The organism is Caulobacter sp. GW821-FHT10F06 (assembly GCF_058809215.1).
In genome coordinates this window covers 135,163-160,447 of sequence record NZ_JBXASK010000005.1, presented here as the reverse complement: position 1 = coordinate 160,447, position 25,285 = coordinate 135,163, and the positions used below count along the sequence as shown (strand labels likewise).

Sequence of the window (25,285 nt, the reverse complement as noted above, 5' to 3'; positions counted from 1 at the left end):
TCAGTAGGAGTCCGGGGCGACGGTGGCGGGATTGGCGGCGGGCGCGTCGGTCTTGCCCGTCGAGGGGGCGGCCGGCGTCTCGGCGCTCTGCGGCCGCACGACCTGGCCGATCAGGCCGAACAGGTCGACCGCGCCTTGCGTGTTGTCGATCTCGCCGCCCGGCTTCAGGTCGTCCAGGGCCGAGCCCGGGGCGATGGCCACGTGGACCCCGCCCAGCAGGCTGTCGCTGGTGATCTTGGCGGTGGAGTCCGACGGCAGCTTTACGGTCGGATCCAGGTGCAGCTTGGTCACCGCCAGATAGGTCTTCGGATCCAGCGTGATCTGCGAGACCGTGCCGACCTTGACCCCGGCGACGCTGACCGCGGCCCCGGGGGCCAGCGATCCGGCCTGGCCGAACTTGGCGGTGACGTCATAGCCTCCGGCCTTCATCTTCACGCCGCCGACGCTCAGGGAATAGGCCAGGAACGTTCCCGCCAGGGCCAGGACGACGACGCCCATGCCGGTCTCGGCCCATTGTTCGCGCGAACTCATGTCTTATTTGCTCCGCGTTGGGCGCTGACCGCCGCGCTGAAGTTGTCCGATCAGGACGTCGATGTTGCCGCCGGCGTTGTCGATCGTCGAGACGAAGTCTTGTTGCTGGGTGATGGCCAGCCACACGCCCGAGACCTGAACATCGACCACCTTCCACGCGCCGCCCGTGTTCAGCACGCGCCAGGCCACCGGCAGCGGCTGGCTGACCTGGCCGCCGGCCACCACGGTGTTGACGATGACGTCGCCGGGCTTGCGCACGACCGAGCCGGTGACCTTCAGGTTTTCACCATGATAGTCGCCCAGGCGGTTCTGGTAGACACCCTCGGCATAGGTGCGGAAGGCGGCCGAGAAGCGAGCCTTCTGGTCGGGGGTGATGGTGCGGGCGTACTTGCCCAGCACGAAGTTGGTGACGCGCGGCACGTCGGCCAGCTCGTCGATCGCCGTATGGAACGAGGCGTTCTTCTGAGCGGCGGTCATGCCCTTGTCGGCCAGCACGCCGATGATCCGCTGGGCGCGGCTCTGGACGAACTGCTCGGCGCTGGCGTCGCGGGCCCCGCCTTGGGCGAGGGCGGCCGTCGGGGCGACCATCGGGGAGGCGAGGGCGGCCAGGCCCAGAACGGCGGTCAGCGCCAGGCGGCGCGTGGGACGGAAGGATGCGTTGAAGTCGGTCATTGGGGTCCTGCCTGGGCGGGTTGCGCGGGCGGCGTCGCCGAAGGAGTGGGGGAGGAGGTTTCGGCGTCGTCGAAGTCAGGCAACGCCTGAACCTCGCCCGTGGCCTCGCGAACAAAGGCCTCGCGACGCTGTTGGCCGGCCGAACGGGTGGCGGCGTAGGGGTCGATGGTGTCGTCCAGCGCCCGGAAGGCGCTGTCATAGACGGCCCGAGTGTCGAGAATGGTCACGCCTAGACGGGCGCGGCCGAACTTGCTTTCCACCCCGCCGAAGGCGATGCCGAGCGGGTCGGTGACGAAGTCCAGCACCCGGCCGGTCCCGTCGCGGACATTGCTGGGGCCCATGACCGGCACATAGACATAGGGCCCGGGCTTGGCGCCGTAACGACCGAAGGTCTGGCCGAAATCGGCCTCGCGGCGCTTCAGGCCGGTCTTGGCGGCGACGTCGAACAGGCCGAGCACGCCGACGGTGGAATTGACCACGAAGCGCGTGCCCGAGCGGGCGGCGGCCTTGCCGTGGCCCTGCAGGGCCAGGTTCATCGCGGTGTTGGGCTCGCCTAGATTATAGACCGCCGAGCTGACCCGGTCGCGGACCGGACCGGGGATCACCGCCATGTAGACGTGGGTGATCGGACCGATCAGCACCTTGTCCAGGCCCATGCTGACGGCGAATGACGCGCGATTGAGGCCTTGCCAGGGATCGCCGCTGTTGGAGGCCACGGCCGGCGGCGCCTTGACGAGGGGCGGTTGCTCCTGGGCCTGGACGTTCGAGGTCCAGACCAGGGCGGTCGCGGCGAGGGCGAGGCCAAGCCCGACGGACGCTGTATCGCGGCGTTTGGATCGTTCAGAGGTCAAGGCGGCTCACCGATAGTCTTCGATTGGACCGAGGCGGCGGCGCCGTCTCGGGGTCCGGGGTCTTTGACGTCGCCGCCGGGTCACCCCCACCGAACGTCGCAAATAGGCCCCGCGTTTCCGGGCTCCGGCCTTGGCGAGGTCTCAGGCATGTATTCACGCCGTCCGCCGGATCAAGGCCACGCTTATCTATTCCTCCGTCCCCGATGTCGGCTTGCGCATTTCACGCATGTTTTGAAGGCGGCGGGTGTGCTGTTTCCTCCGTACGCCGCCTGGTTGGGCAGATACGGACCCGCTGCGCCCACGGCCTCATATCAGATATATCGAAATACGCTCTTGACGAATTTCCAATCCGATATATCTAGAATTTCGATATAACGAAACAGGATCTAAAACACAAATGTTTGGACGTCATCACCACCACGGCCGCGATGGCCATCACAGCCGCCACCCCTTCGGCTTCCATGGCCACGAGCACCGCGGTCGCGGCCCGCATGGCCGAGGCGGTCGCATGGGCGGCCGGTTCTTCGACCACGGCGACCTGCGTTTCGTGGTCCTCAAGCTGATCGCCGAGAAGCCCAGCCATGGCTACGAGCTGATCAAGGCCATCGAAACCGCCGCCGGCGGCGCCTACACCCCGAGCCCCGGCGTGGTCTATCCGACCCTGACCCTGCTAGAAGAGCTGGGCTACATCACCGTCAGCGACGCCGGCGGCGGCAAGAAGCTGCACACCATCACGCCCGAGGGCGAAGCCTTCCTCGCCTCCAACGCCCAGCCGGTGACCAGCCTGTTCGAGCGCATGGCCGAGGCCGCCTCGCGCAGCGCGGCCTTCTCGCCGCAGATCATGCGGGCCCGCGAGAACCTGAAGACCGCCCTGCGCCTGAAGCTGACCGCCGGCCAGCTCTCGGCCGAGCAGGTCGACGCCATCGCCAAGGCCCTGGACGACGCCGCCGGCGTCATCGAACGCATCTGAAGGAGCGGCGCGCCATGCAAAGCCACGCCCGACTGCCCACCGACAAGGCCAGCCGCTACATGACGCAGCTGGCCAAGCACTGGAGCCACAGGTTCGTCGTCGCCTTCGACGAGACCTCCGCCCGAATCCCGCTGCCGCTCGGCGATTGCCGGATGGCGGCGGACGCCGATGGTCTCGACATCACGGTCGACGCCGCCAACCATGAGGGCCTGGCCAAGCTCGAGGACGTGGTGGCCGAACACCTGCTGCGCTTCGCCTTCCGCGAAAACGTGCAGAAACTGGCCTGGACCCGCGCCTGGGAAGCCGGCCGCATCGACCCGCCGGCAATGCGGGTGGGATTGAGCCAGGCTTGATCCTTCCCTCCCCGCGAGGGGAGAAGGGCTTAGGCCCTAGTGTAGGCCGCGCAGCAGATCGATCCGCCGCATGGCCTTGCCGGGCAGGGCCGACATCCGGCCCAGCGGCAGGGACTCGGCCATCTGGCGCACGCCATAGGCGGCGCTGCGCACGAAGGTGGCCGGCGAGGCCACGCCCAGGAAGCCGAACATCACGGTCTGGCGGGCGTTCGACAGGTCGCGCTTGAAGCGATAGTCGCCGGCCCCGAGATCCAGATGCGTATAGGGCCCGCCGTCCATGCTCTTCAGGATGTCCTGGAACAGCATCAGGCCGGGCGAATAGCGCTCGAATTCCGGATTGTGGGCGATCAGCCAGCCATGGATGGTGTGGGACCCGCGCAGGTGCATATGCACGGCGGCCAGCTTGCCGCCCAGATGCAGGGTGTAGAGGCCGCCGCCGAAGGTCTCGTCGCGGGTCTCGAACAGGTCCTCGACCAGTTTCATCACCCACGGCGTCTTGAAATAGTCGGTCTGGCCAGTGGCCAGCAGCTGGGCCCGCTTCCAGGCGATCAGCTGCTCGAAGTCGGCGCGATCGGTCGACATGGCGGTGAAGACCGCTGGCCCGACCTCGCGCTCGGCCTTGCGGCGCTTCTTCTCGATGTCCTTGAGGGCGCCGGACCCGGCCGCCTTGCGCTGAGCCTCATAGGCGGCGTAGCCGTCCGGCGTCTCGACGATCCAGGACTCGGTGTGGCCTCGGCCATGACGCGCCAGGGTCTCGTCGTCGGCCTGCATGTGGCAGAAGTCCATGCGGCTGACGCCCAGGGCGTTCAGCAGCCTGCGCGGATCCACCGCCGCGCCGGCCGCGCCGACCAGGGCCTGGTAATCGCACATCGGCGCGCCGACCGGCATGGCCACGCCATGGCGCAGGCGCACTGGCAGGAAGCCCATCGCCTGGCCGTCGTCGGTCCGCAGGATGGCCACCTTGATCTGCCGGGGATCCTTGCCCGTGGCGGCGCGGGCCTGGGCCACGGCCTGGGTCCAGCGCGGCGACAGGAAGGGCGAGTCCAGGCGCGAGGCCCCGGCCTGCAGGCGCGACCAACGGTCGGCGTCGGCGGGGTTGAGGTCCATCGCGGTAACGACTTGGATCTTCACGGGCGGGTGACTCAGACGGAATTTGACCGTCGGAGTCTGGCGCCGATAGCTTTCCCCATTATTGACGGGGCGAAATTTCGGCTATCGGCGTTTTGCCAACTCAGTCCATCAGCTTGCGCGACAGATAGACATATTCCAGCGCCTGGCGACGGGCGGTTTCGGCCAGGTTGGCGCTGGCCGCGTGGCCGCCATCGATGTTCTCGTAATAGAGGACCGGATAGCCCAGTTCCTCCAGCCGCGCGGCCGCCTTGCGGGCGTGGGCGGGGTGGACGCGGTCGTCCTTGGTCGAGGTCTCGATGAACACCTCGGGATACTTCTGGCCGGCCTTGAGATTGGAATAGGGGTCATACTTGGCGATGACGGCTTTTTCCGACGGTATGGCCGGGTCGCCATACTCGCCCACCCACGAGGCGCCGGCCCCGATCTGGCTGTAGCGGATCATGTCGAACAGCGGCACCTGCACGACGATGGCGTTGTACAGCTCGGGTCGCTGGGTCAGGGCCACGCCCATCAGCAGGCCGCCGTTGCTGCCGCCCATTACGCCCAGGTGACGCGGCGAGGTGAGCTTGCGGTCGATCAGGTCCTGAGAGACGGCGAAGAAGTCGTCATAGACCTTCTGTCGGTTCTCCTTCAGGCCGGCCGTGTGCCAGGCCGGGCCGAACTCGCCGCCGCCGCGGATGTTGGCGACCACGTACGTGCCGCCGCGCTCCAGCCACAGCTTGCCCATCACGCCCGAATAGCCCGGGGTCATCGACACCTGGAAGCCGCCGTAGGCGTAGAGCAGGGTGGGGGCTGTTCCGTCGTACTTCACGTTTTTGGGTCGCACGACGAAGTAGGGGATCTTGGTCCCGTCGGTGCTGGTCGCCTCGAACTGTTCCACCACGTGGGTCGAGGCGTCGAAGCGGGCCGGAGAGGCCTTGACCTGTTCCAGCTTCAGCGAGCCGGCGTCGGCCAGCCAGAAGGTCGAGGGCGTCAGATAGCCGGTGACGGTGACGAACAGGCGCTCGTCCTTCTCAGAGCTCGAGCCCAGGCCGATCGCGCTGTTGGCCGGCAGGGCCAGGTTCTGGCTGCTCCAGCCCTTGGAACCGTGGGTCAGCACCTTGGCCGCGCCCTTGACGTTGTCCAGCAGGCCCACGACCAGCTTGGTGCGGGTGGTCTGGACATTCTCGACCGACTGCCTGGCCGTCGGGCGCAGCACCAGGGTCGCCTTGGCGGCGTCGGGCGCGGCCTTCAGGGCGGCGAGGTCAAAGCTGATCAGGTCGCCGGTCTTGAAGCCCTTCTGAGCCCAGTCCTGCTCCATCAGCACGATCATCTGGCCGTCGACATAGCCCTGGATCGAGCTCTTCAGCGGCAGGTCCAGCTTCACCGGACCGGTGTCGGTCAGCAGGTGGTTCTCGCTCTCGAAGAAGGTGACGCCGCGATGGGCTAGCACCGCCACGGCCTTGCCGTCGTCGTCGCGAAGCACGAACGGGCTGACCGAGACGTCGGTGTCGACGCCGCGGAACACCTCCTTGGCCTGCGCCAAGGTCTGTCCGCGCTTCAGCGTCTTCAGCACATAGGCGTAGCCCGACTTGGTGACCTGACCCGGCTCCCACTCGCGGGCGACCAGCAGGGTGTCCTTGTCCAGCCAGGTGTAGTTCTGCTTGCCCTCTGGCAGTTCGAAGCCGCCGGGGACGAAGCTCTTGGTCGCGGTGTCGAACTCGCGGACCGTCACGGCGTCCTTGCCGCCGTTCGACAGGGTGACCAGGCACCGCGTGTCCTCGGGCGGCAGGCAGCTCGAGCCCTTGAACACCCAGTTGGCGTTCTCGGCCTTCGACAGGGCGTCGATGTCGAGGATCGTCTCCCAGACGGGTTCGGCCGTGCGGTAGCTCTCAAGCGTGGTCTTCCGCCACAGGCCGCGCACATGGTCCTTGTCCTGCCAGAAGTTGCGCAAGCTCCCGTCGCCGGCGAACGACACGCCGGGGATTCGGTCCTTGGCGTTGAGGATGGCCAGGGCCTGGCTTTCCAACATCGCGTAGCGGGCGTCGCCCTGCAGCACCGGCAAGGTCTTGCCGTTCTGGGCCTTGGCCCAGTCCATGGCCCGGGTCCCCTCGATCTCCTCCATCCACAGATAGGGATCGTCCTTGCCCAGCTCCGATAGCGGGGTCCGCGCTTCGGTATTGGCGGCTGGCGCGGGGTCGGCGTGGGCTGCGGTCATGAGGCTCGTGGACGCTAGGAGAGCAAGGACAAGGTTACGCACTTAGTGATCCATGAGCTGACGCGACAGGTAAGTGTAGTGCAGCGCCCAGCGGCGGGCGTTCGACTTGGGGTCCGCGCCATTGGCGTGGCCGCCGTCGGTGTTCTCGAAATAGAGGTGGTCGACCTTCAGGTCGTCGAGGCGAGCGGCGAACTTGCGGGCGTGGCCGGGGTGGACCCGGTCGTCCTTGGTCGAGGTGGTGATGTAGGCCAACGGGTATTTCACGCCGGCCTTCAGGTTCTGATAGGGCGAGTACTTCTCGATCCAGGCCCGCTCGGCCGGGATGGCCGGGTCGCCATACTCGCCGATCCACGAGGCGCCGGCCGGCAGCTGCGGATAGCGGATCATGTCCAGCAGCGGGCTTTCGACCACCACCGCGTTCCACAGGTCGGGCCGCTGGGTCAGGGCTACGCCCATCAGCAGGCCGCCATTGCTGCGCCCATAGGCGCCCAGGTGGCGGGGCGAGGTGACCTTGGTCGAGATCAGGTTCTCGGCCACGGCGAAGTAGTCGTCATAAGCCCGCTGGCGGTTGGCCTTCAGCGCCGCCTCGTGCCAGCCGGGCCCGAACTCGCCGCCGCCCCGGATGTTGGCGACCGCGTAGCTGCCGCCCTTCTCCAGCCATAGCTTGCCGATCAGCGGGTCATAGACCGGCAGTTTCGACAGGTTGAAGCCGCCATAGGCGTGCAGCAGGGTCGGGTTCAGGCCGTCCGGCTTCTCGCCCTTGGGGTGGATCAGGAAGTACGGGATCTCCGTCCCGTCCTTGGACTTGGCGATCTTCTGCTCGACCTCCAGCTTGCTGGCGTCGAACTGGGCGGGCAGGGCCTTCACCGTCGCCGACTGGCCGGTGGCGGCGTCTGCCAGCTTCAGCTGGGTCGGGGTGGTGAAGCCCTCGACGCTGTAGAAGATCTGGTCGCCCTCGTCGGCGTGCGAGCCCAGAGACACCGAGCCGTTGGCGATCACCGGGAGGGCCTGGGTCTTAACGCCGAACTCGCCGCGCAGCTGCAGGCTGACCAGGCTGCCGCGCACATTGTCATAGACCACGGCCACCACGCGGTGGTCGGTCACAGCGAACTGGTCGATCGACTGGCGCGGACCGGGGGCCAGCAGCTGGCAAGGATCGCAATCATTGCTGACGATCAGTTCGAGGCCTTGCGACTTGGTCAGGACCTCGAGCGAGACGGCGACGATCGCGCCGGCCGGATAGGTCTTGGGCTTGCCGGCGACCGGGAAGGTCCACGGCTCCTCGATCTTCATCACCAGCTTGCCGTCGATCAGGCCGCGCACGCCGAGCTTTTGCGGCAGGGGCAGAGGGATGACCTTGGCGCCGTCCCACAGAGAAGTCTCGTCGTGGAAGAAGTCTGTGGCCCGCGAGATCAGCACCACGCGGTTGCCGGCCGCGTCGCGCAGCACCTGCGGCCGGGCCGAGACGTCGCTCTTCTGGCCCCGGAACACCTCGACCGCCTGGTCCAGGGTCTGGCCGCGCTTCAGGGTCTTGATGACCATGCCGTAGCCGCTGTCGGTGGTCGTGCCCGGACCCCAGTCGCGGGTCATGATCAGGGTGTCGGGGTCCAGCCACTCGGTGTTCTGTTTGCCCTCGGGCAGGTTGAAGCCGCCTTCCACGAAGGTCCTCGTGGCCAGGTCGAACTCGCGGATCGTCACGGCGTCCTTGCCGCCGTTCGACAGGTTCAGCAGGCAGCGGTCATGGGTCTTGGGCCGGCAGTCCGCGCCTTTCCAGATCCAGTTCTTGCCCTCGGCCTTGGCCAGGGCGTCCAGGTCCAGCACCGTTTCCCACTGCGGCGTGGCGGTCTTGTAGGAGGCCAGTGTCGTCTTGCGCCAGATGCCGCGCACATGGGTGTCGTCCTGCCAGAAGTTGAAGACGTCTTGGCCGATGAAGGTCGGAGCGGCGATGCGGTCCTTGGCCGACAGGATCTTCAGCGCTTCGGCTTGCAGGCCCGCGAAACGCGGATCGCCCGACAGGATCGGCAAGGTCTTGTCGTTCTGGGCCTTCACCCAGGCCAGGCTGTCGGGGCTTTCGACCGCCTCCAGGGCCAGATGGGGATCGCTCTCCTGGGCCAGCGCGGCGCCGTGGGACAGCAGGGCGAGGGCCAGGGCCCCGGCGGAACAGGTGCGAAGCATCATCATGGCGGGGGACGGTATCGGAAAAACCGACCCGCGCCAGAGCTTCCGTTAGAGGATTACACCCCGTCGTCGGGAATGTTCAGCAGCTTCCCACACGCCTTGCAGTGCACGGCGTCCGGATCGTGCCGGCGCAGCCCGCAGTCGTGGCACTGATAGGTCACCTTGTGCGGCCGCAGGATCGACTGGATCAGGCCGATGAACAGCGACACCCCGCCCAGCATCACCGCCATCGACAACAGCTTGCCCCACACGCCGGGCAGCGTGATGTCGCCATAGCCGGTGGTCGTGAGGCTGGTGACGGTGAAATAGAGGGCGTCGACATAGCCGCTGACGCCCTCATACCGCCCGACGAAGCTGGAATAGACGAAGCCCGTCACCACGAAGACGAAGGTCAGCAGCGACGCGCCGGCCCGGGCGATGTCCTCGACCCGCGTGTCGTCATAGCGCCGCCCGACGGTGCGCCAGAAGAACTCGCTGTGCACCAGGGTCCACAGCCGCACCACTCGCAGGAAGCCCAGGTTCAGCAGCCAGGCCGGGAACAGCAGGGTAGCCAGCACGAAGAGGTCGACCCAGACGATCGGCTTCTTCAGCCAGGCCTTGACGTCGCCGTGGGCGATGGCTCTGGCCAGCATGTCCAGCGCCAAGAACACCGCCACCGCGTAGTCCAGCACATAGAAGGTCAGGCCGTGATCGCGCATCGCCGGGGCGGCGATGAAGAAGGCGATGATGAGGAAGTCGATCAGGATGACGGCGTAGCGGAACTTCACCGCCGCCGACGAGGCCCCGTGATAGAGCGCGCGAAGACGGGCGCGCAGGCGCAGGCCCTGGTGTTCCGTGGTGCTCAAGCGCCGCCCTTTCTTGGTCACACCCACGCGGTCAAATCATCGCGGGATGCGCCGGCCTCTGACTTGGCCGCAGTTTTCCACTATATAGCCCCCACCATGAGCCGCACCTTTCTCAAGATGAACGGCCTCGGCAACGACTTCGTCGTGATCGAGACCGCCAGCCAGCCCTTCGAGCCCACGCCGGAGGAAATCCGCGCCATCGCCAAACGCGGTGACGGCGGGATCGGCTGCGACCAGGTGATCGCCATCGATCCGCCGCGCGCGGAAGGCGCTTCGGCCTATGTGCGGTTCTGGAATTCCGATGGCGAGGTCACTGGCGCCTGCGGCAACGGCACGCGCTGCGTGGCGTGGCTCCTGATGGAGTCGGCGGGCAAGGACAGCGTTGCCTTCGACACCATCGCCGGGCGCCTCTCGGGCAAGATGGCCGGCGACAAGCGGGTCACGGTCGACATGGGCCAGCCGGGCCTCGACTGGACGCAAATCCCGCTATCCGAAGAGATGAACACCGAGCGGGTCGAGCTGCAGGTCGGTCCGATCGACGCGCCGCTGGTCCACACGCCGGGCTGCGTCTCGATGGGCAATCCGCACGTGGTGTTCTTCGTCGACGCCCCGGTGACCGACGCCTTCGCCACCGGCACGGGCTCGCTGGTCGAGCACCACCCGCTGTTTCCCGAAGGCGTCAATGTCGGCTTCGCCCACATCGCCGCCCGCGATCACATCAAGCTCAAGGTCTGGGAGCGCGGGGCAGGCCTGACCGCCGCCTGCGGCACCGGCGCCTGCGCCGCCCAGGTCGCCGCCGTGCGCCGGGGCCTGACCGACCGGGTCGCCACCGTCGAGTTCGAGAGCGGCTCTCTGGTCATCGAATGGCGCGAGGCCGACGGCCACGTGATCATGACCGGCCCGATCACCCTGGAATATACCGGCAAGCTGCCCGAGCGGGTCGCGGCATGAGCCTGCATCCCGCTCTCGCTGACGGCAAGACCGCCGTCATCACCGGCGCCGCCGACGGCATCGGCCTGGCCGCCGCCAAGATCTTCCGCGAGCTGGGCCTCAACGTGGTCATGGCCGACGTCACCGGCCGCAAGCTGAAGACCGAGGCCGAAGCCATCGGCGCGCTCGCCGTGCCGACCGACGTCGCCGACCGCGCGGCCGTCGAGGCCCTGAAGGCCGCCGCGATCGAGGCCTATGGCGCCGTCGACGTGCTGATGAACAACGCCGGGGTCGGCGGCGGGGGCGACGCCTTTGCGGGCGACGACGCCTGGAAGCGCATCCTCGACGTCAATCTCTGGGGCGTGATCAACGGCGTGCAGGTGTTCGGCGAGGAGATGGCCCTGTCGGGTCGCCCCGGCCTGATCATCAACACCGGCTCCAAGCAGGGCATCACCCAACCGCCGGGCGACACGGCCTACAACGTCTCGAAGTCGGCGGTGAAGTCGCTGACCGAGGGCCTCGCCCACACCCTGCGCCAGACCGAGGACTGCCAGGTCACCGCCCACCTGCTGATCCCCGGCTACACCTTCACCGGCATGACGAAGCGCGGTCCGGGCGGCAAACCCGATGCGGCCTGGACGCCGGAGCAGGTCGTCCACTTCATGCTGGCCCGCATCGAGGCCGGCGACTTCTACATCCTGTGCCCCGACAACGACGTCTCGCGCGCCGTCGACGAGAAGCGCATGGCCTGGGCCATCGGCGACATCATCGAGAACCGCCCGGCCCTGTCGCGCTGGCACGACGACTGGAAGGACGCCTTCGCGAACTACGTCGCGTCGGGCATCGAAAAGCCGTGACCACCTACACCGTCATAGCGTCCAAGCCGAAGGCTCCCGCCATCGGCGAAGAGGGCGGACCGGCCACGACGATGTCGGGCCCCGACGGCGTCGATGTCGTCACCTTCGGCTGCCGGCTGAACGCCTATGAGTCCGAGGCCATCCGAGCTCGCGCCTCGGCCGACGGCTTGTCGGACGCGGTGGTCTTCAACACCTGCGCCGTGACCAACGAGGCCGTGCGCCAGGCCCGCCAGGCGATCCGCAAGGCCCGTCGCGAGCGCCCCGACGCCCGACTGATCGTCACCGGCTGCGCCGCCCAGATCGATCCCGCCGCCTTCGCCGCCATGCCGGAGGTAGATCTGGTGCTGGGCAACGCCGAGAAGGCCGCTCCAGGGGCTCTGCTCGACACCTCCACCCGCGTGCGGGTCAACGACATCATGTCGATCAAGGAGACCGCCGGTCACCTGATCGCCGGCCTCAAGGACCGCGCCCGGGCCTATGTCGAGGTCCAGAACGGCTGCGACCACCGCTGCACCTTCTGCATCATCCCGTTCGGGCGGGGCAATTCGCGCTCGGCGCCGGCCGGCGAGGTGGTCGACCAGGTCCGCCGCCTGTCGGCCGAGGGTTACAACGAGGTCGTCCTGACCGGCGTCGACGTCACCTCGTGGGGCGCCGACCTGCCGGGCCAGCCGACCCTGGGCCAGTTGGTCGCCCGCATCCTGAAGCTGGTCCCCGACCTGCCGCGCCTGCGCCTGTCGTCGATCGACGCGGCCGAGATCGACCCCGACCTCTTCAAGCTGCTCGAGACCGAGCCGCGTCTGATGCCCTATCTGCATCTGTCCTTGCAGGCCGGCGACAACCTGGTGCTCAAGCGCATGAAGCGCCGCCACAGCCGCGAGGACGCGCTGAAGCTGGTGGCCAGCGTCCGCGCCGTGCGTCCCGACACCGCCTTCGGCGCCGATCTGATCGCCGGTTTCCCGACCGAGAGCGACGAGGCCTTCGAAAACACCCTGAAGCTGGTGGAGGAAGCCGGCTTGGCCTTCCTGCACGTCTTCCCCTACAGCGCCCGCCCCGGCACGCCCGCCGCGCGGATGCCGCCCGTGAAGGGCCCGGTGATCAAGGACCGCGCCCGCCGCCTGCGCGAAGCGGGGCAGGCGGGCCTGGAACGCCATCTCCAGCGCCAGGTCGGCCGCACGCTTTCTGGGCTGGTCGAACGCGACGGCGTGGCGCGGGCCGAGGACTTCACCGAGATCGCCTTCGCCGGCGAAGCGCCCCACGGCCAGATCGCCGCCTTCCGGGTCACCGGCCACGACGGAAGCCGGGTGATCGCGGAGCTGGCGGCCTGACAATTCCTGCCTTGCCGAGCCTCCTAATCCTGTCATCCCGGCCGCAGCGAAGCGGAGCGCCGGGACCCAGGGGCGAGCGCACGGCATCGGCTTCCGGGATGACGAGAAAATTTGCCCTCACCCTGGCCGGGATCCTCTGCCTGTCCGCACCGGCTCACGCCCAGGACGCGATTCCCGCCGTCCAGATCCCGCCGCCCAAGACCGAAGACACTCCGCCCGCCGCCTTCCAGCCGATCGGGCCGATGAAGCCGGTCGAGCTCAGCGTCATGACCTACAACATCGAGGGCCTGCCCTGGTTCGTGCGGTCCGGGCGCGGCGAGAAGCTCAAGGCCATCGGTCGCGAACTGGCCGCTCTGCGCGAGAAGGGGATCGAGCCCGACGTCGTGCTGCTGCAGGAGGGCTTCCGCGAGGAGACCGCCGACCTGATCGCTCTCTCGGGCTACCAGCACGTCGCGCGGGGCCCGCGCAAGAAGCAGCGCGATCCCAACGTCTTTAGCAAGCAGGACAAGCCGCGCTACAAGCGGGTGAAATACCGCCGCAAGGGCGAGGGCTGGGGCAAGTGGGGCTCCAGCGGCCTGTGGGTGCTGAGCAACCATCCGATCAACTGGGTCAAGTCGCACGCCTATCGCTACTGCGCGGGCCTGGACTGCCTGGCCAACAAGGGCGTGATGCTGGTCAGCCTCGACGTGCCGGGCCTACCGGTCCCGGTCGAGATCGCCGACACCCACCTCAATTCCAAGGGCGCCTCGGGCGTGCCCCGCAGCCGCAGCCGCATGGCTCATCACCTGCAGGCCGACGAGCTGAAGTCGTTCATGCAGCAGGACCGCACGGCGGGCGCGCCGCTGATCGTCGGCGGTGACTTCAACATCAAGCACGCGCCCGACCGCTACGACTACGTGATGGGCGACTATCCGTTCGAGGTGGTCAGCCAGGTCTGTTTCCAGACGCCGGCCAGCTGCGACGCCAGGATCTCGGCCGACGGCGACGCGCCGTGGCTCGACACTCAGGACCTGATCGGCTTCAAGCAAGGCGACCGCGTCGGCATCCGGCCTATCCGGGTCGAGGCCCGCTTCGACGGCTCGGTCACCGGTGGTCCGGTGCTGTCCGATCACGACGCCTATGAAGTCACTTTCCGCCTGACGCCCTTGCCGCCCAAGCCCTGAGGTTTCCCATGTCCCTGTCCGGTGGCTGCCAATGCGGCGCGGTCCGCTTCCGGGTCGAGGGTGAGCCGGGGCGGGCCTCGATCTGCCATTGCCGCATGTGCCAGAAGGCCTTCGCGGGGCCGTTCGGGGCGCTCGTGACGGTGGAGATCGCGAACCTGACTTGGACGCGCGGTGCGCCGACCAACTTCCAGAGCTCGGACCAGATCAGGCGCGGCTTCTGCGCCGCCTGCGGCACGCCGCTGACCTTCGACTACAGCGACGCGGTCATCGATCTCGCGGTGTTCGCGTTCGACGATCCGTCGGCGGTCGAGCCGGTGGTGCAACTGGCCAAGGAAAGCCGCGTCCCGTGGATCGACCACGTCGCCGACTTGCCGGTGCGGCCTTCGCCGGGTCCGCCCAGCGAGATCACCTCGCGGCAGCATCCAGACCACGACACCTGAGGGCGTCTTGTTCCCAAATGGGGAACATGATATCGTTCGATCGTGAATGTCGTGACGAAGAGACTTCTGCAGGCCTTCTGGACTGCTCATCCCGGCGCCAGAGGTCCGCTGAACGCCTGGTATGATCACGCTCGAGCCGCCGAATGGCGGACGCCGCAGGATATCAAGAACGACTTCCGCAGCGTCGATTTCGTGGGCGACAACCGGGTCATCTTCGACATCGGCGGCAACAACTATCGTTTGGTGGTGCGGGTTTCCTACACCTTCAAACAGGTCCTGGTGAAGTTCGTCGGCACGCATGCCGACTACGACAAGATCGATCCGGAGACGGTGTAATGGCCAGCAAGATCAGCATCATCCGTGACGAAGCCGGCTACGAGACCGTCATGGCGGAGTATGAAGCCTTCTTCGACAATGAGCCTCCGGCGGGCAGTGAAGCGGGCGATCGGTTCGAGCTTCTGGGCCTGCTTCTGGCCAAGTATGAGGAGGAGCATTTCCCCATGCCTAAGACGAGTCCAGTGGAAGCGATCCGCTTCGCCATGGACCGCCAAGGGCTTGGGCAATCGGACTTGTCCGAGCTTTTGGGCTCACGGTCTCGCGCTTCGGAAATTCTCAATGGCCGCCGAGAGCTCACCTTGCCGCAGATCAGACTGCTGTCGAAAGCCTGGGGCATCCCGGTTCAGGCCTTGGTCATCCAGGCCGAGCCCGCCTGAGCCCTAGTCGTCCACGGTCTTGTCCTCGCCCCCGGCGAACCCCGGCAGGCTCCAGCCCAGCTTGATCGCCGCCGCGCGCAGGCCGAAAGCCGCGGCGAACCCCGCGATCCCTGCCGGCCAGAACCCCACGCCCAGCAGCTGCAGCACCGCAAACACCGAGGCTCCGAGCAGAGCCGCGGTGATATAGATTTCCCGACGCAGCAGCAGATTGGGCTCCTCGGCCAGGACGTCGCGGATCACGCCGCCGAAGGCGGTGGTCAGGACGCCCATGACCACGGCGGTGAAGGGATGCACGCCCAGGCTCAGGGCCTTGGCCGTGCCGACCACGGCGTAGGCGGCCATCCCCAGGGCGTCTAGCCACAGCAGGGCCCGGAACCGCCAGCCGCGCTTGCCCAGCAGCCAGACCACCGTGGCGGCGGCCAAACAGGCCAGGATGTAGCCGGGCCGCTGCACCCAGAACACCGGCGCGCCGATCAGCAGGTCGCGCAGCGTGCCGCCGCCCACGCCGGTGATCGCAGCGAAGAAACCAAACGTGATGATGTCGTGCTTTCGCCGCGCCGCGGCCAGGGCGCCGGTCGCGCCAAACACCGCCACGGCCACGTAATCCAGCCAGAACAGCGTGGCGGCCAGAGGGTCCGATATGGCGTTGAGAAGCGGGTCCATGGCTGTTCATGCCACGGCCAAGCCGGCGGCGGAAACCACAGCGGGGTAATATCTGATTTACACTTTCGCCCGTTCCCCTAAAGGAGCGCGGATGAGCGATAAGCCCGAGCAGAAAAAAGGCTGGTTCCAGCGCCTGACCTCCGGCCTGGCCCGGTCGTCCCAGGCGATGACCGAGCAGGTCACCGGGACCTTCACCAAGAAGCCCCTCGACCAGGAACAGCTGGACGCCCTTGAGGAGATGCTGATCGAGGCTGATCTCGGCCCGCAGATCGCCGCGCGCATCGCCGACGCCTTCGGCAAGGCGCGCTTCGGCAAGTCGTCGACCGACAACGAGGTCAAGGAAGCTTTGGCCGAACTGGTCGCCGCCGAGCTGGCCGACCGCGAGGGCCGCTTCGATCCGCTGGGCGGGCCGCGCCCCTATGTGGTGCTGTTCATCGGCGTCAATGGCTCGGGCAAGACCACCACCCTGGGCAAGATCGCCTCGGACCTCACCGAGAAGGGTGCCCGCGTCCTGATCGCCGCCGGCGACACCTTCCGCGCCGCCGCCGTCGAGCAGCTGAAGGTCTGGGCCGACCGGGCCGGGGCCGACTTCATGTCCAAGCCCACCGGATCGGACGCCGCCGCCCTGGCCTATGAGGCCGTCGAGCGCGCCAAGACCGAGCACTATGACGTCGTGCTGATCGACACCGCCGGCCGGCTGCAGAACAAGCAGGGCCTGATGGACGAACTCCTGAAGGTCATCCGCGTGGTCAAGAAGGTGGATCCCGACTATCCGCACGAGACCCTGCTGGTGCTGGACGCCACCGTGGGCCGCAACGCCCTGGCGCAGGAGAAGATCTTCGGCAACCAGGTCGGCGTCTCCGGGATTGTCATGACCAAGCTGGACGGCACCGCGCGCGGCGGGGTGCTGGTGCCGGTGGCGCGCGCCTCCGACAGCCCGATCAAGCTGATCGGCGTCGGCGAGGGCGTCGAGGATCTGCAGCCCTTCGACGCGAGGGCGTTTTCGCGCTCGCTGGTAGGGCTGGAGGACTAGGCGTGAGCGACGAGCCGCAAGCCAAGAAGAACGCCGCCTGGGTGCGGACCGCCGTCGACTATGGCGCGCCGATCGCCTTCGCCGTCGCCTATTTCGTCACCAAGAATTTCCAGACCGCCACCTGGGTGCTGGTCGGCGCCTCGGCGGCGGCCCTGATCGTCGGCTACGCGGTGGAGCGCCGGCTGGCCCTGATGCCGCTGTTCGCCGGCGTCATGGCCCTGATCTTCGGGACCCTGGGCCTGATCTTCCACAGCGACGTGTTCGTGAAGATCAAGGTGACCGTGGTCAACGCGGCCCTGGCCGCCTTCATGATCGGCGGAGTGCTGGTCAAGCGCGAGCCGCTGAAGGTGATCATGGGCGAGGCCATCCACATGCCCGCCCAGGCGTGGCGCACCCTGACCCTGCGCTATGGGGGCTATTTCGCGGCCGTCGCCGTGCTGAACGAAATCGTCCGCATCACCCAGGACACGCCCACCTGGGTGAAGTTCCGGGTCGCCCTGCTGCCGTTGGCCCTGGTGTTCGTCGCCACCCAGCTGCCCTTCATGATGAAGCACATGGCCAAGGGCGACGAGCCGGCCGCGGCCGAGCCGCCGGACGCCGGCTTCTAGGCGCTTTTCGCCGCCGGTCGCGCCAATGCGCCGCCTACGGATCACCTGTCGTCAAAACGACGTCTAACGATGATATTCCTCGTCCGTCGGCGGATCGGACGAGGGCGAAGTCATGGCCAAGACCAAGGTTGAGAAGAGCGGCGGCTTGCTGGAGCGCTCGCCCAGCCACCTCCTGCATCGGGTCCTGCAGCTGGCCCTCGACATCTATGCCGAGGAGTGCGGCGCGGCCGGGATCACCCAGCGCCAGTTCGCCGTGCTGTCGGCGGTGGCCGAGAACGAGGGCGTCACCCAGACGGCCCTGGTCAAGGCCACGGGCATCGACCGCTCGACCCTGGCCGACATGGTCGCCCGGATGATCGCCAAGGGCCACTTGGAGCGCCAACGCTCGGACCAGGACGCCCGCGCCAACAGCGTCCGCCTGGCGCCGGCCGGCCGGGCCGTGCTGGAGGAGATCGCGCCGATGGTCGCCATGGCCGACGCGCGGATCCTGGCCCTGCTCAAGCCGGGCAAGCGCGAAGGGTTCCTGGATCTGCTGGGCGACATGGCCGGGGCGGACCTGCATCCCGCCGATGTCGAGCCGGCCAAGGTCAAGAAGCTGAAGGCCGACAAGCCGAAGAAGGACAAGAAGCCCAAGAAGGACAAGGCGGCCAAGAAGGCGGCCTGATCGTCAACGCCGCGTACGAACCTCGCCCTTCGACAGGCTCAGGGTGAGGTTCAAATGCAAAAGGCCGTTCAGTAGAAAACCTCATCCTGAGCTTGTCGAAGGACGAGGTTTTCGGATCCTTAGATCACGATATTCAGCAGCGAGCCCGGGCGCAGGATCTTCTGCGGCTGGGCGTCGGGCTGCACGAACGGCCGCGCGGGCGCCTGGCGCTGCGGTTGAGCCTGGGTCTGGGCCTGCATCTGCACCGCGGCGGCGGCCTGGGCCGGGCGCGTGGAGGCCGCGTCGCCGAGGGCCGCCTGGAAGAAGGCCGAGCGCGTCGCAGCGCCGGCGCTCGACGCGGGGGTCGAGATCGGTTTCGCGGGGGCTGTCGGCCAGCCGGCGGGACGGACGGTGCTCATGACTCGAAGTCTAACATGGTTAATGAAGAGTCCGCGAGCATGGTCAACGCGAGGTTAACGCGAAAGCTCCGCGACGTGTCAGCGCACCTTGAAAACTGTCATCCCGGGCGCAGCGTAGCGAAGACCCGAGACCGCGGCATGCGCATGAGCTTCCTGCGGTCCCGGCTCGGCGTGCTTCGCACTTGGCCGGGATGACAGTTTTATCGCGCCTTCGACAGCAGCTCTTCGGCCGCATCGGGCGTCAGCGGCCCGGTGTGCTTGGCCAGGATCACGCCGTCGGACCCCACGAGATAGGTCTCCGGCACGCCGGTGACGCCGAACTCCAGGCCCGCGCCGCCGTTGCGGTCGACCAGGCGGGTGGCGAACGGGTCGCCCAGCCGCGCGATGAAGGCCTGGGTGTTGGGCGGCGCGTCCTTGTAGGCGACGCCGACGATGGTCACGCCTTGCGCCTTCAGGGCCATCAGCTGCGGATGCTCCACCTCGCAGGGCGCGCACCACGAGGCGAAGAAATTGACCAGAACAGGTCCCTTGGCCGCGTCCTTCAGCGCCACCGGCTGGCCGCTGGCCAGCTCGGGCAGGGACAGCGCCGGCATAGGCTTGCCGACCATGGCGTGCGGCTGGACCTTGGGGTCGCGCTTGAGCGCATAGCCGGCGAACAGCACCGCCAACAGGGCCAGCACGATCAGCGGCGCGAAGGCCAGCCAGCGCTTCACGCCTCGGCGTCCTTGGAAGCCTCGGCCTGCAGGCGCTCCAGCTCGCGCTTCCAGCGGCGGGCCTGGGCCAGGCTGTCGACGATCATCCAGGCGAAGGCCGTCGCCGAGAGGGCGAAGGCGGGCCAGACATAGATGGCGTAGCGGCCGGCGTCGAAATCCAGGGTCATGTCAGCGTTCCGCCGCGCGAAGGGCCAGGCTGCGCGCCTTGCGCCGCCAGACCAGCGCCCGGATCCGCACCAGCCACAGCGAACCGAAGCCCGACAGATAGGCCAGGGTCATCAGCGCCCAGGGCCACAGATAGACCGCCGGCAGCCGGTTCTCCGGCTTGGCGAACAGGGTCGAGGAACCCTGGTGCAGGGTGTTCCACCAGTCGACCGAGAACTTGACGATCGGCAGGTTGATCAAGCCGACCAGGGCCAGGATCGCCGCCGCGCGGGCCGCCTTCTGCTCGTCCTCGAGCGCGCCGCGCAGGGCCAGATAGCCGAGATAGAAGAGGAACAGCACCAGCACGGAGGTCATCCGCGCGTCCCATTGCCACCAGGTTCCCCACATCGGCTTGCCCCACAGCGAGCCGGTGATCAGGGCCAGGGCCGTGAACACCGCGCCCAGCGGCGCGCAGGCGCGCGCCGCGGCGTCGGCCAGGGCATGGCGGAAGATCAGGGCGAGCAGGCTGGCGATCCCGAGGAACAGATAGACGACCATGCTCATGATCGCGGCGGGCACATGGATGAACATCATCCGCACCGTGTCGCCCTGCTGGTAGTCCTCGGGGGCGGCGAAGGTCAGGTAGAGGCCGGCGATGGCCAGCACGGCCGCTAGGGCGCCAAACATCGGCGCGGCCCACCGCGAGAAGGTCATGAACCGCTCGGGGTTGGTGAGGAAATCGAACACGTGCAGCGGATTACGGGCGCCCATGGGAAGCTGATTAGAGCCCCGCACGGACACCCGCAATCCGTATCGACCCTATCAGCCGGCCTTGCGCTGGATGATCACCTTGTGCTGGCCGCCGGCCGGGGGACCGTCGTGGCGGGTCTCGATGCGGCGCACGATCACATTGGGACCGCCCATCTCCGGGCCGAGGGCGTCGAACGCCTTCTGCTGGCTGGGCGACAGGGCGGCGTAGAAGGCCTTGGTGACGGCGGCGCGCTTCTGGAACGTGGCGGCCATCTCGGCCATGCGCGCGGCCTGGCGGTCGAGGCGCTCCGGCGTGGTCAGAGGCTTCTTGTCGTCACCGTCCGGACCGTCGTCCTTGATCATTTCCTTCATCGCCGGCGGCTTGCTGCCCTCCAGATAGGCCTTCAAGGCGCCCTCCTGGTCGGCGCGCAGCTGCAGCACGTCGCGCAGATGCTGGGCGTGGGCGGCCGGATCGCCGTGCGGCCCACGCATCATGAAGACGTGCTGGCCGGGACCCATCGCTTCGAACGGCGGCGGAGGCGGCGGCGGCGCGGGCGGGGCCGGAGGGGCGGGCGGCGGCGGAACCTGCGCCAAGGCGGCGCCGCCGGCGGCGGCAAGGGTGAGGACAGCGCTGGCGGCGAGGGCCAGGCGACGCGTGGAGGTACGCATGATGGTTGCTCCCTGATGAAACTCTGGCGGGAGCTTGAGCATCGGCATATGGCGCGAAAATGTCAGACTAGATGAACAATGTTACATGATTGTCGTGTAGCGCGTTTGGAGGTCAGTCCAGCGCGTTGCGGCACGCCGCCGCCATGGCCAGGGGGCTGAGCGCCACGGCCGCCGCGCAATAGGCCAGCATCAGGTAGAGGCCCGGGGTCCAGGCCAAGCCCCCGGCCAGGGCGTCCAGGGCGCCGGCACCGAAGATCACCGGCGGCACGTAGAGCGGCAGCACGATCACCGCCACCAGCAGGCCGCCGCGCCGGCTGCCCAGGGCCAGGCTCGCGCCCAGGCCGCCCAGGAAGGCGAAGGCCAGGCCGCCGGCCAGGCCGCACAGCACCAGCAGCGGAATGATCTTCGGATCCGCGCCCAGGGCCAGGGCCGCGATCGGAGCTGCGAGAGCCAGGGGCGCGCCGGAGGTCAGCCATTGGGCCAGGCACTTGGCGACCGCGACCGCCTCCAGCGAGGCGGGGCCCAGGGCAAGAAGGTCGAGCGCCCCGTCCTCGAAGTCGCGCTCGAACAGTCTCTCGAGAGAGAGTAGCGCCGCCAGGGCCAGGGCCAGCCAGGCGATGCCGGGCGCGACGGCGGCCAGCTTTTCGGGCGCGCGGCCGGCGGCCATCGGCAGCAGGGTGACGACACAGGCGTAGAACGCGAGCGCCAGCAAGGGTCCGCCGCCCTTGCCCCAGGCCAGGGCCAGTTCGCGCCGCAGCAGGATAACGAACGCCCTCACGCCCCGATCTCCGCCACATGAGCCGCGACGGGCAGGGGATCGTGGACGGCGGCCAGGATCATGCCGCCGCCGTTCAGGTGCTCGGCCATCAGGGCCCCGAACGCGGCGCGATGGCCGGCGTCCAGCGGCGCCATCGGCTCGTCCAGCAGCCACAGGGCGCGCGGGCTGGCGACCAGCCGGGCCAGGGCCAGGCGACGGCGCTGGCCGGCCGACAGCCGGCGAACCTCCAGGTCGAGCAGGCGGTTGAGATCCATCCGTTCGGCGGCGATACGGGCCGAGGCCTCCGTCCCGCCGGTCCACAGGGTTTGGAAGCGAAGCTCTTCCCAGGCGGTGCGGGTGGATTTCAGGCCGTCATGGTGGCCGACCATGTGCAGCTGCTCGGCCCGGGCGGTCTCGGCCTCGACGTCCTCGAACACGATCTGGCCGGCGTCGGGCCGCAGCAACCCGGCGACGGCGCGCAGCATGCTCGTCTTGCCCGCGCCGTTGCGTCCCGTCAGCGCCGTGGCCTCGCCGGCGGCGAGCGCCAGCGAGAGCCCAGAGAACAGGCGCCGCTCTCCCCGAGAGACGGTCAAATCCTTTATGAGAACAGCTCTCAACATGCCAAGTCCCTGCCGCGCGCATGGACGTTGCGGACCAGCAGCGCTAAGAAGCCCTCGGCCGTCACCCTCCAACTTGTCAGGGGCGTACGCGGCGCGGGGATGGACGCTGTGGGTCCGCCTCGATCGCGCGATCCCGGGAGTGGTTTTCGGGCGGCCGTGGACAGAGAAGGGATCTCCCGAATGGCGTCTTTGGACAGCCTCAAAACCCGCCGCGAACTTGTCGTCGGCGGTAAGACCTACGTCTATTACAGCCTTCGCGCCGCTGAGGAAGCCGGTCTGACCGGTTCGGCCTCGCTGCCGGTGTCGATGAAGGTGCTTCTGGAAAACCTGCTGCGCTACGAAGACGGCGTGTCGGTCAACGAAGCCGACCTGAAGGCCGTCTCGGCCTGGCTGCAGAACAAGGGCGCGGTCGAGCACGAAATCAGCTTCCGCCCCGCGCGCGTGCTGATGCAGGACTTCACCGGCGTTCCCGCCGTCGTCGACCTGGCCGCCATGCGCGACGCCATGGTCGCCCTGGGCGCCGACCCGGCCAAGATCAACCCGCTGAACCCGGTCGACCTGGTCATCGACCACTCGGTGATGGTCGACAACTTCGGCAACCCGAAGGCCTATGACGACAACGTCAAGCGCGAGTACGAGCGCAACATCGAGCGCTACCGCTTCCTGCGCTGGGGCTCGTCGGCGTTCAACAACTTCCGCGTCGTTCCGCCCGGCACCGGCATCTGTCACCAGGTGAACCTGGAATATCTGGCCCAGACCGTCTGGACCAACGAAGTCGACGGCGAGAACGTCGCCTATCCCGACACCGTCGTCGGCACCGACAGCCACACCACCATGGTCAACGGCCTGTCGGTCCTGGGCTGGGGCGTGGGCGGCATCGAGGCCGAGGCCGCGATGCTGGGCCAGCCGATCCCGATGCTGATCCCGGAAGTCATCGGCTTCAAGCTGACCGGCGCCATGCCGGAAGGCGCGACCGCCACCGACCTGGTGCTGACCGTCACCCAGATGCTGCGCAAGAAGGGCGTGGTCGGCAAGTTCGTCGAATTCTACGGCGACGCCCTGGCCAACCTGACCCTGGAAGACCAGGCGACCATCGCCAACATGGCTCCGGAATATGGCGCCACCTGCGGCTTCTTCCCGATCTCGGCCGCGACCATCGCCTATCTGAAGGGCACCGGCCGCGACGCCGACCGCGTCGCCCTGGTCGAAGCCTACGCCAAGGAACAGGGCATGTGGTGGGAGCCGGGCGTGCCCGAGCCGACCTTCACGGACGGCCTGGAACTGGACCTGTCGGTCGTCCTGCCGTCGCTGGCCGGCCCGAAGCGCCCGCAGGACCGCGTGCTGCTGTCGGACGCCGCCGCCAAGTTCGCGGAATCGCTGGTCGGTGAGTTCGGCAAGGCCGAGACCTCCGAGCTGCGCGCCCCGGTCGAAGGCGAAAACTTCGACGTCGGTCACGGCGACGTGGTCATCGCGGCCATCACCTCGTGCACCAACACCTCCAACCCCTCGGTCCTGATCGCCGCCGGCCTGCTGGCCAAGAACGCGGTCGCCAAGGGTCTGAAGGTCAAGCCGTGGGTGAAGACCTCGCTGGCCCCCGGCTCGCAGGTGGTCACCGACTACCTGGCCAAGGCCGGCCTGACCAAGCACCTCGACGCCCTGGGCTTCAACCTGGTCGGCTATGGCTGCACCACCTGCATCGGCAACTCGGGCCCGCTGCCGGAAGCCATCAGCAAGACGATCAGCGACAACGACCTGGTCGCCTGTAGCGTGCTCTCGGGCAACCGCAACTTCGAAGGCCGCGTGAACCCGGACGTCCGCGCCAACTACCTGGCCTCGCCGCCGCTGGTGGTCGCCTACGCCCTGGCCGGCTCGATGAAGATCGACCTGGTCAACGAGCCCCTGGGTGAAGGTAAGGGCGGCAAGCCCGTCTATCTGAAGGACATCTGGCCTTCGAACGAGGACATCGCCGCCCTGCAGCGCAAGTCGGTCACCGAGAAGATGTTCGCCGCCCGCTATGGCGACGTCTTCAAGGGCGACAAGAACTGGCAAGGCATCAAGATCACGGGCGGCCAGACCTACGCCTGGGAAGGCGACTCGACCTACGTCCAGAACCCGCCCTACTTCCCCAACATGTCGATGACCCCGACCCCGGTCACCGACATCGTGGAAGCCCGCGTCCTGGCCGTGTTCGGCGACTCGATCACCACCGACCACATCAGCCCGGCCGGTTCGATCAAGACGTCCAGCCCGGCTGGCCAGTACCTGGTCGAGAACGGCGTCCAGCCCATAGACTTCAACGGTTACGGCGCGCGTCGCGGCAACCACCAGGTCATGATGCGCGGCACCTTCGCCAACATCCGCATCCGTAACCGCATCACCCCGGAAATCGAAGGGGGCGTGACCAAGCACTTCCCGTCGGGCCAGGTGATGTCGATCTACGACGCGGCCATGAAGTACCAGGAAGAGGGTCGCCCCTCGGTGGTCTTCGCCGGCAAGGAATACGGCACCGGCTCGTCGCGTGACTGGGCCGCCAAGGGCACCAAGCTGCTGGGCGTCCGCGCTGTGATCACCGAAAGCTTCGAGCGCATCCACCGCTCGAACCTGGTCGGCATGGGCGTTCTGCCGCTGCAGTTCATCCAGGACGGCTGGCAGAAGCTGGAACTGACCGGCGAGGAGATCGTCTCGATCCGCGGCCTGCAGGACCTGTCGCCGCGCAAGCAGCTGATCGTCGAGCTCTATCGTCCGTCGGACGGCCGCATCGCCCGCTTCCCGGTCCGCTGCCGCATCGACACCCCGACCGAGCTTGAATACTTCAAGAACGGCGGCGTCCTGAACTACGTGCTGCGCAACCTGGCCAAGGCCGACTAGGCGCGACGCGTTCAGCGATGAACAAGATCAAGCCGGGTCCTTCGGGGCCCGGCTTTTTCTTTTGCGGGTCCACCGTGCGTCCTTCGAGGCCCGCTTCGCGGGCGCCTCAGGATGAGGAGCCTTGTCGCCATGAATTCCTCATCCTGAGGTGCGAGCCGTAGGTGAGCCTCGAAGGACGCACGGCGTTCCCACAGAAGAAACCCCGCCTTCACGGTCTCGTGAACGGCTATCCGCGACGTTCT

General features: G+C 67.7%; 28 protein-coding genes and 1 pseudogene. 13 read left to right on the top strand and 16 right to left on the bottom strand.

Annotated elements, in window-relative coordinates; translation table 11 throughout:
- From mlaD to AC1RUS_RS12725, 3 genes are read right to left on the bottom strand one after another with little or no spacing between them, the layout of a single operon-like run.
- Positions 1 to 531 carry an outer membrane lipid asymmetry maintenance protein MlaD gene (gene mlaD / locus AC1RUS_RS12735; protein WP_492916618.1) on the bottom strand — a complete coding sequence of 177 codons (531 nt, stop codon included), beginning with the start codon at positions 529 to 531 and terminating at the stop codon, positions 1 to 3.
- A 3-nt stretch (positions 532 to 534) separates the two neighbouring features.
- Complete coding sequence (locus AC1RUS_RS12730; RefSeq protein ID WP_492916617.1) at positions 535 to 1,203, bottom strand: MlaC/ttg2D family ABC transporter substrate-binding protein; 669 nt, start codon at positions 1,201 to 1,203, stop codon at positions 535 to 537.
- Positions 1,200 to 2,054, bottom strand: a complete 855-nt coding sequence (locus tag AC1RUS_RS12725; protein ID WP_492916616.1) for an MlaA family lipoprotein — start codon at positions 2,052 to 2,054, stop codon at positions 1,200 to 1,202. Before AC1RUS_RS12725 ends, AC1RUS_RS12730 begins: the two co-directional genes overlap by 4 nt.
- A 397-nt stretch (positions 2,055 to 2,451) precedes the next feature.
- On the opposite strand from AC1RUS_RS12725, the gene AC1RUS_RS12720 reads away from it, so the two are divergent.
- Both AC1RUS_RS12720 and AC1RUS_RS12715 read left to right on the top strand, forming a co-directional pair.
- Positions 2,452 to 3,024 carry a PadR family transcriptional regulator gene (locus AC1RUS_RS12720; RefSeq protein ID WP_492916615.1) on the top strand — a complete coding sequence of 191 codons (573 nt, stop codon included), beginning with the start codon at positions 2,452 to 2,454 and terminating at the stop codon, positions 3,022 to 3,024.
- A 14-nt stretch (positions 3,025 to 3,038) separates the two neighbouring features.
- On the top strand, positions 3,039 to 3,377 hold the full coding sequence (locus AC1RUS_RS12715; protein WP_492916614.1) for a DUF2218 domain-containing protein: 339 nt from the start codon (positions 3,039 to 3,041) through the stop codon (positions 3,375 to 3,377).
- 36 nt (positions 3,378 to 3,413) lie between these two features.
- Here AC1RUS_RS12715 and AC1RUS_RS12710 read toward each other — a convergent pair whose 3' ends face one another.
- The 4 genes from AC1RUS_RS12710 to AC1RUS_RS12695 all read right to left on the bottom strand — a co-directional run bounded on the left by AC1RUS_RS12710 (position 3,414) and on the right by AC1RUS_RS12695 (position 9,728).
- The gene (locus AC1RUS_RS12710) at positions 3,414 to 4,508 is read right to left on the bottom strand and encodes a GNAT family N-acetyltransferase (protein ID WP_492916613.1); all 1,095 of its coding nucleotides are present in this window, start codon (positions 4,506 to 4,508) and stop codon (positions 3,414 to 3,416) included.
- 100 nt (positions 4,509 to 4,608) lie between these two features.
- Entirely contained in the window at positions 4,609 to 6,747 is a 2,139-nt protein-coding gene (locus AC1RUS_RS12705; RefSeq protein WP_492916611.1) for a prolyl oligopeptidase family serine peptidase, read from the bottom strand.
- Positions 6,748 to 8,886, bottom strand: coding sequence for a prolyl oligopeptidase family serine peptidase (locus AC1RUS_RS12700; RefSeq protein ID WP_492916609.1), 2,139 nt, complete (start codon positions 8,884 to 8,886; stop codon positions 6,748 to 6,750).
- A gap of 53 nt (positions 8,887 to 8,939) precedes the next feature.
- Positions 8,940 to 9,728, bottom strand: a complete 789-nt coding sequence (locus AC1RUS_RS12695; RefSeq protein WP_492916607.1) for a potassium channel family protein — start codon at positions 9,726 to 9,728, stop codon at positions 8,940 to 8,942.
- 96 nt (positions 9,729 to 9,824) lie between these two features.
- Here AC1RUS_RS12695 and dapF point away from each other — a divergent pair, with 96 nt between their 5' ends.
- The 7 genes from dapF to AC1RUS_RS12660 all read left to right on the top strand — a co-directional run bounded on the left by dapF (position 9,825) and on the right by AC1RUS_RS12660 (position 15,156).
- Entirely contained in the window at positions 9,825 to 10,679 is an 855-nt protein-coding gene (gene dapF / locus AC1RUS_RS12690; protein WP_492916605.1) for a diaminopimelate epimerase, read from the top strand.
- Entirely contained in the window at positions 10,592 to 11,515 is a 924-nt protein-coding gene (locus AC1RUS_RS12685) for an SDR family NAD(P)-dependent oxidoreductase (protein ID WP_492916603.1), read from the top strand. The genes dapF and AC1RUS_RS12685 overlap by 88 nt, the downstream gene beginning before the upstream one ends.
- Entirely contained in the window at positions 11,512 to 12,840 is a 1,329-nt protein-coding gene (gene mtaB / locus AC1RUS_RS12680) for a tRNA (N(6)-L-threonylcarbamoyladenosine(37)-C(2))-methylthiotransferase MtaB (RefSeq protein ID WP_492916600.1), read from the top strand. Before AC1RUS_RS12685 ends, mtaB begins: the two co-directional genes overlap by 4 nt.
- Before the next feature lie 98 nt (positions 12,841 to 12,938).
- Positions 12,939 to 14,003 (top strand): endonuclease/exonuclease/phosphatase family protein, encoded by a 1,065-nt coding sequence (locus tag AC1RUS_RS12675; RefSeq protein WP_492916598.1) that lies wholly within the window; start codon positions 12,939 to 12,941, stop codon positions 14,001 to 14,003.
- 8 nt (positions 14,004 to 14,011) lie between these two features.
- Entirely contained in the window at positions 14,012 to 14,443 is a 432-nt protein-coding gene (locus AC1RUS_RS12670) for a GFA family protein (protein ID WP_492916597.1), read from the top strand.
- Between the two features lie 51 nt (positions 14,444 to 14,494).
- Positions 14,495 to 14,779 carry a type II toxin-antitoxin system HigB family toxin gene (locus AC1RUS_RS12665; protein WP_492916595.1) on the top strand — a complete coding sequence of 95 codons (285 nt, stop codon included), beginning with the start codon at positions 14,495 to 14,497 and terminating at the stop codon, positions 14,777 to 14,779.
- Positions 14,779 to 15,156 carry a helix-turn-helix domain-containing protein gene (locus tag AC1RUS_RS12660; protein ID WP_492916593.1) on the top strand — a complete coding sequence of 126 codons (378 nt, stop codon included), beginning with the start codon at positions 14,779 to 14,781 and terminating at the stop codon, positions 15,154 to 15,156. The genes AC1RUS_RS12665 and AC1RUS_RS12660 overlap by 1 nt, the downstream gene beginning before the upstream one ends.
- A gap of 3 nt (positions 15,157 to 15,159) precedes the next feature.
- Here AC1RUS_RS12660 and AC1RUS_RS12655 read toward each other — a convergent pair whose 3' ends face one another.
- Positions 15,160 to 15,819 carry a trimeric intracellular cation channel family protein gene (locus AC1RUS_RS12655; RefSeq protein WP_492916591.1) on the bottom strand — a complete coding sequence of 220 codons (660 nt, stop codon included), beginning with the start codon at positions 15,817 to 15,819 and terminating at the stop codon, positions 15,160 to 15,162.
- 91 nt (positions 15,820 to 15,910) lie between these two features.
- Here AC1RUS_RS12655 and ftsY point away from each other — a divergent pair, with 91 nt between their 5' ends.
- The 3 genes from ftsY to AC1RUS_RS12640 all read left to right on the top strand — a co-directional run bounded on the left by ftsY (position 15,911) and on the right by AC1RUS_RS12640 (position 18,124).
- Entirely contained in the window at positions 15,911 to 16,852 is a 942-nt protein-coding gene (gene ftsY, locus AC1RUS_RS12650) for a signal recognition particle-docking protein FtsY (RefSeq protein WP_492916589.1), read from the top strand.
- 2 nt (positions 16,853 to 16,854) lie between these two features.
- Positions 16,855 to 17,460, top strand: a complete 606-nt coding sequence (locus tag AC1RUS_RS12645) for an inner membrane-spanning protein YciB (RefSeq protein WP_492916587.1) — start codon at positions 16,855 to 16,857, stop codon at positions 17,458 to 17,460.
- Positions 17,461 to 17,572: 112 nt separating this feature from the next.
- Positions 17,573 to 18,124, top strand: coding sequence for a MarR family winged helix-turn-helix transcriptional regulator (locus AC1RUS_RS12640; RefSeq protein WP_492916584.1), 552 nt, complete (start codon positions 17,573 to 17,575; stop codon positions 18,122 to 18,124).
- 119 nt (positions 18,125 to 18,243) lie between these two features.
- On the opposite strand, the gene AC1RUS_RS12635 is transcribed toward AC1RUS_RS12640, so the two are convergent.
- The 7 genes from AC1RUS_RS12635 to ccmA form a co-directional block, all read right to left on the bottom strand.
- Positions 18,244 to 18,522 (bottom strand): hypothetical protein, encoded by a 279-nt coding sequence (locus tag AC1RUS_RS12635; protein WP_492916582.1) that lies wholly within the window; start codon positions 18,520 to 18,522, stop codon positions 18,244 to 18,246.
- Positions 18,523 to 18,722: 200 nt separating this feature from the next.
- Complete coding sequence (locus AC1RUS_RS12630) at positions 18,723 to 19,235, bottom strand: DsbE family thiol:disulfide interchange protein (RefSeq protein WP_492916580.1); 513 nt, start codon at positions 19,233 to 19,235, stop codon at positions 18,723 to 18,725.
- Complete coding sequence (gene ccmD, locus AC1RUS_RS12625) at positions 19,232 to 19,402, bottom strand: heme exporter protein CcmD (protein WP_492916578.1); 171 nt, start codon at positions 19,400 to 19,402, stop codon at positions 19,232 to 19,234. Before ccmD ends, AC1RUS_RS12630 begins: the two co-directional genes overlap by 4 nt.
- Position 19,403: 1 nt before the next feature.
- Complete coding sequence (ccmC, locus tag AC1RUS_RS12620) at positions 19,404 to 20,150, bottom strand: heme ABC transporter permease CcmC (protein ID WP_492916576.1); 747 nt, start codon at positions 20,148 to 20,150, stop codon at positions 19,404 to 19,406.
- Positions 20,151 to 20,201: 51 nt separating this feature from the next.
- Positions 20,202 to 20,798, bottom strand: a complete 597-nt coding sequence (locus tag AC1RUS_RS12615) for a Spy/CpxP family protein refolding chaperone (protein WP_492916574.1) — start codon at positions 20,796 to 20,798, stop codon at positions 20,202 to 20,204.
- 112 nt (positions 20,799 to 20,910) lie between these two features.
- Positions 20,911 to 21,576 carry a heme exporter protein CcmB gene (ccmB, locus tag AC1RUS_RS12610; RefSeq protein WP_492916572.1) on the bottom strand — a complete coding sequence of 222 codons (666 nt, stop codon included), beginning with the start codon at positions 21,574 to 21,576 and terminating at the stop codon, positions 20,911 to 20,913.
- Positions 21,573 to 22,175 (bottom strand): heme ABC exporter ATP-binding protein CcmA, encoded by a 603-nt coding sequence (gene ccmA, locus AC1RUS_RS12605; RefSeq protein ID WP_492916570.1) that lies wholly within the window; start codon positions 22,173 to 22,175, stop codon positions 21,573 to 21,575. Before ccmA ends, ccmB begins: the two co-directional genes overlap by 4 nt.
- A 180-nt stretch (positions 22,176 to 22,355) precedes the next feature.
- Between ccmA and acnA the strand changes: the two genes are divergently transcribed.
- Positions 22,356 to 25,043 carry an aconitate hydratase AcnA gene (acnA, locus tag AC1RUS_RS12600; protein ID WP_492916568.1) on the top strand — a complete coding sequence of 896 codons (2,688 nt, stop codon included), beginning with the start codon at positions 22,356 to 22,358 and terminating at the stop codon, positions 25,041 to 25,043.
- A gap of 27 nt (positions 25,044 to 25,070) precedes the next feature.
- Here the strand turns inward: acnA and AC1RUS_RS12595 are convergent.
- A pseudogene (locus AC1RUS_RS12595) lies at positions 25,071 to 25,237 on the bottom strand (hypothetical protein).
- Positions 25,238 to 25,285 lie beyond the last annotated feature (48 nt).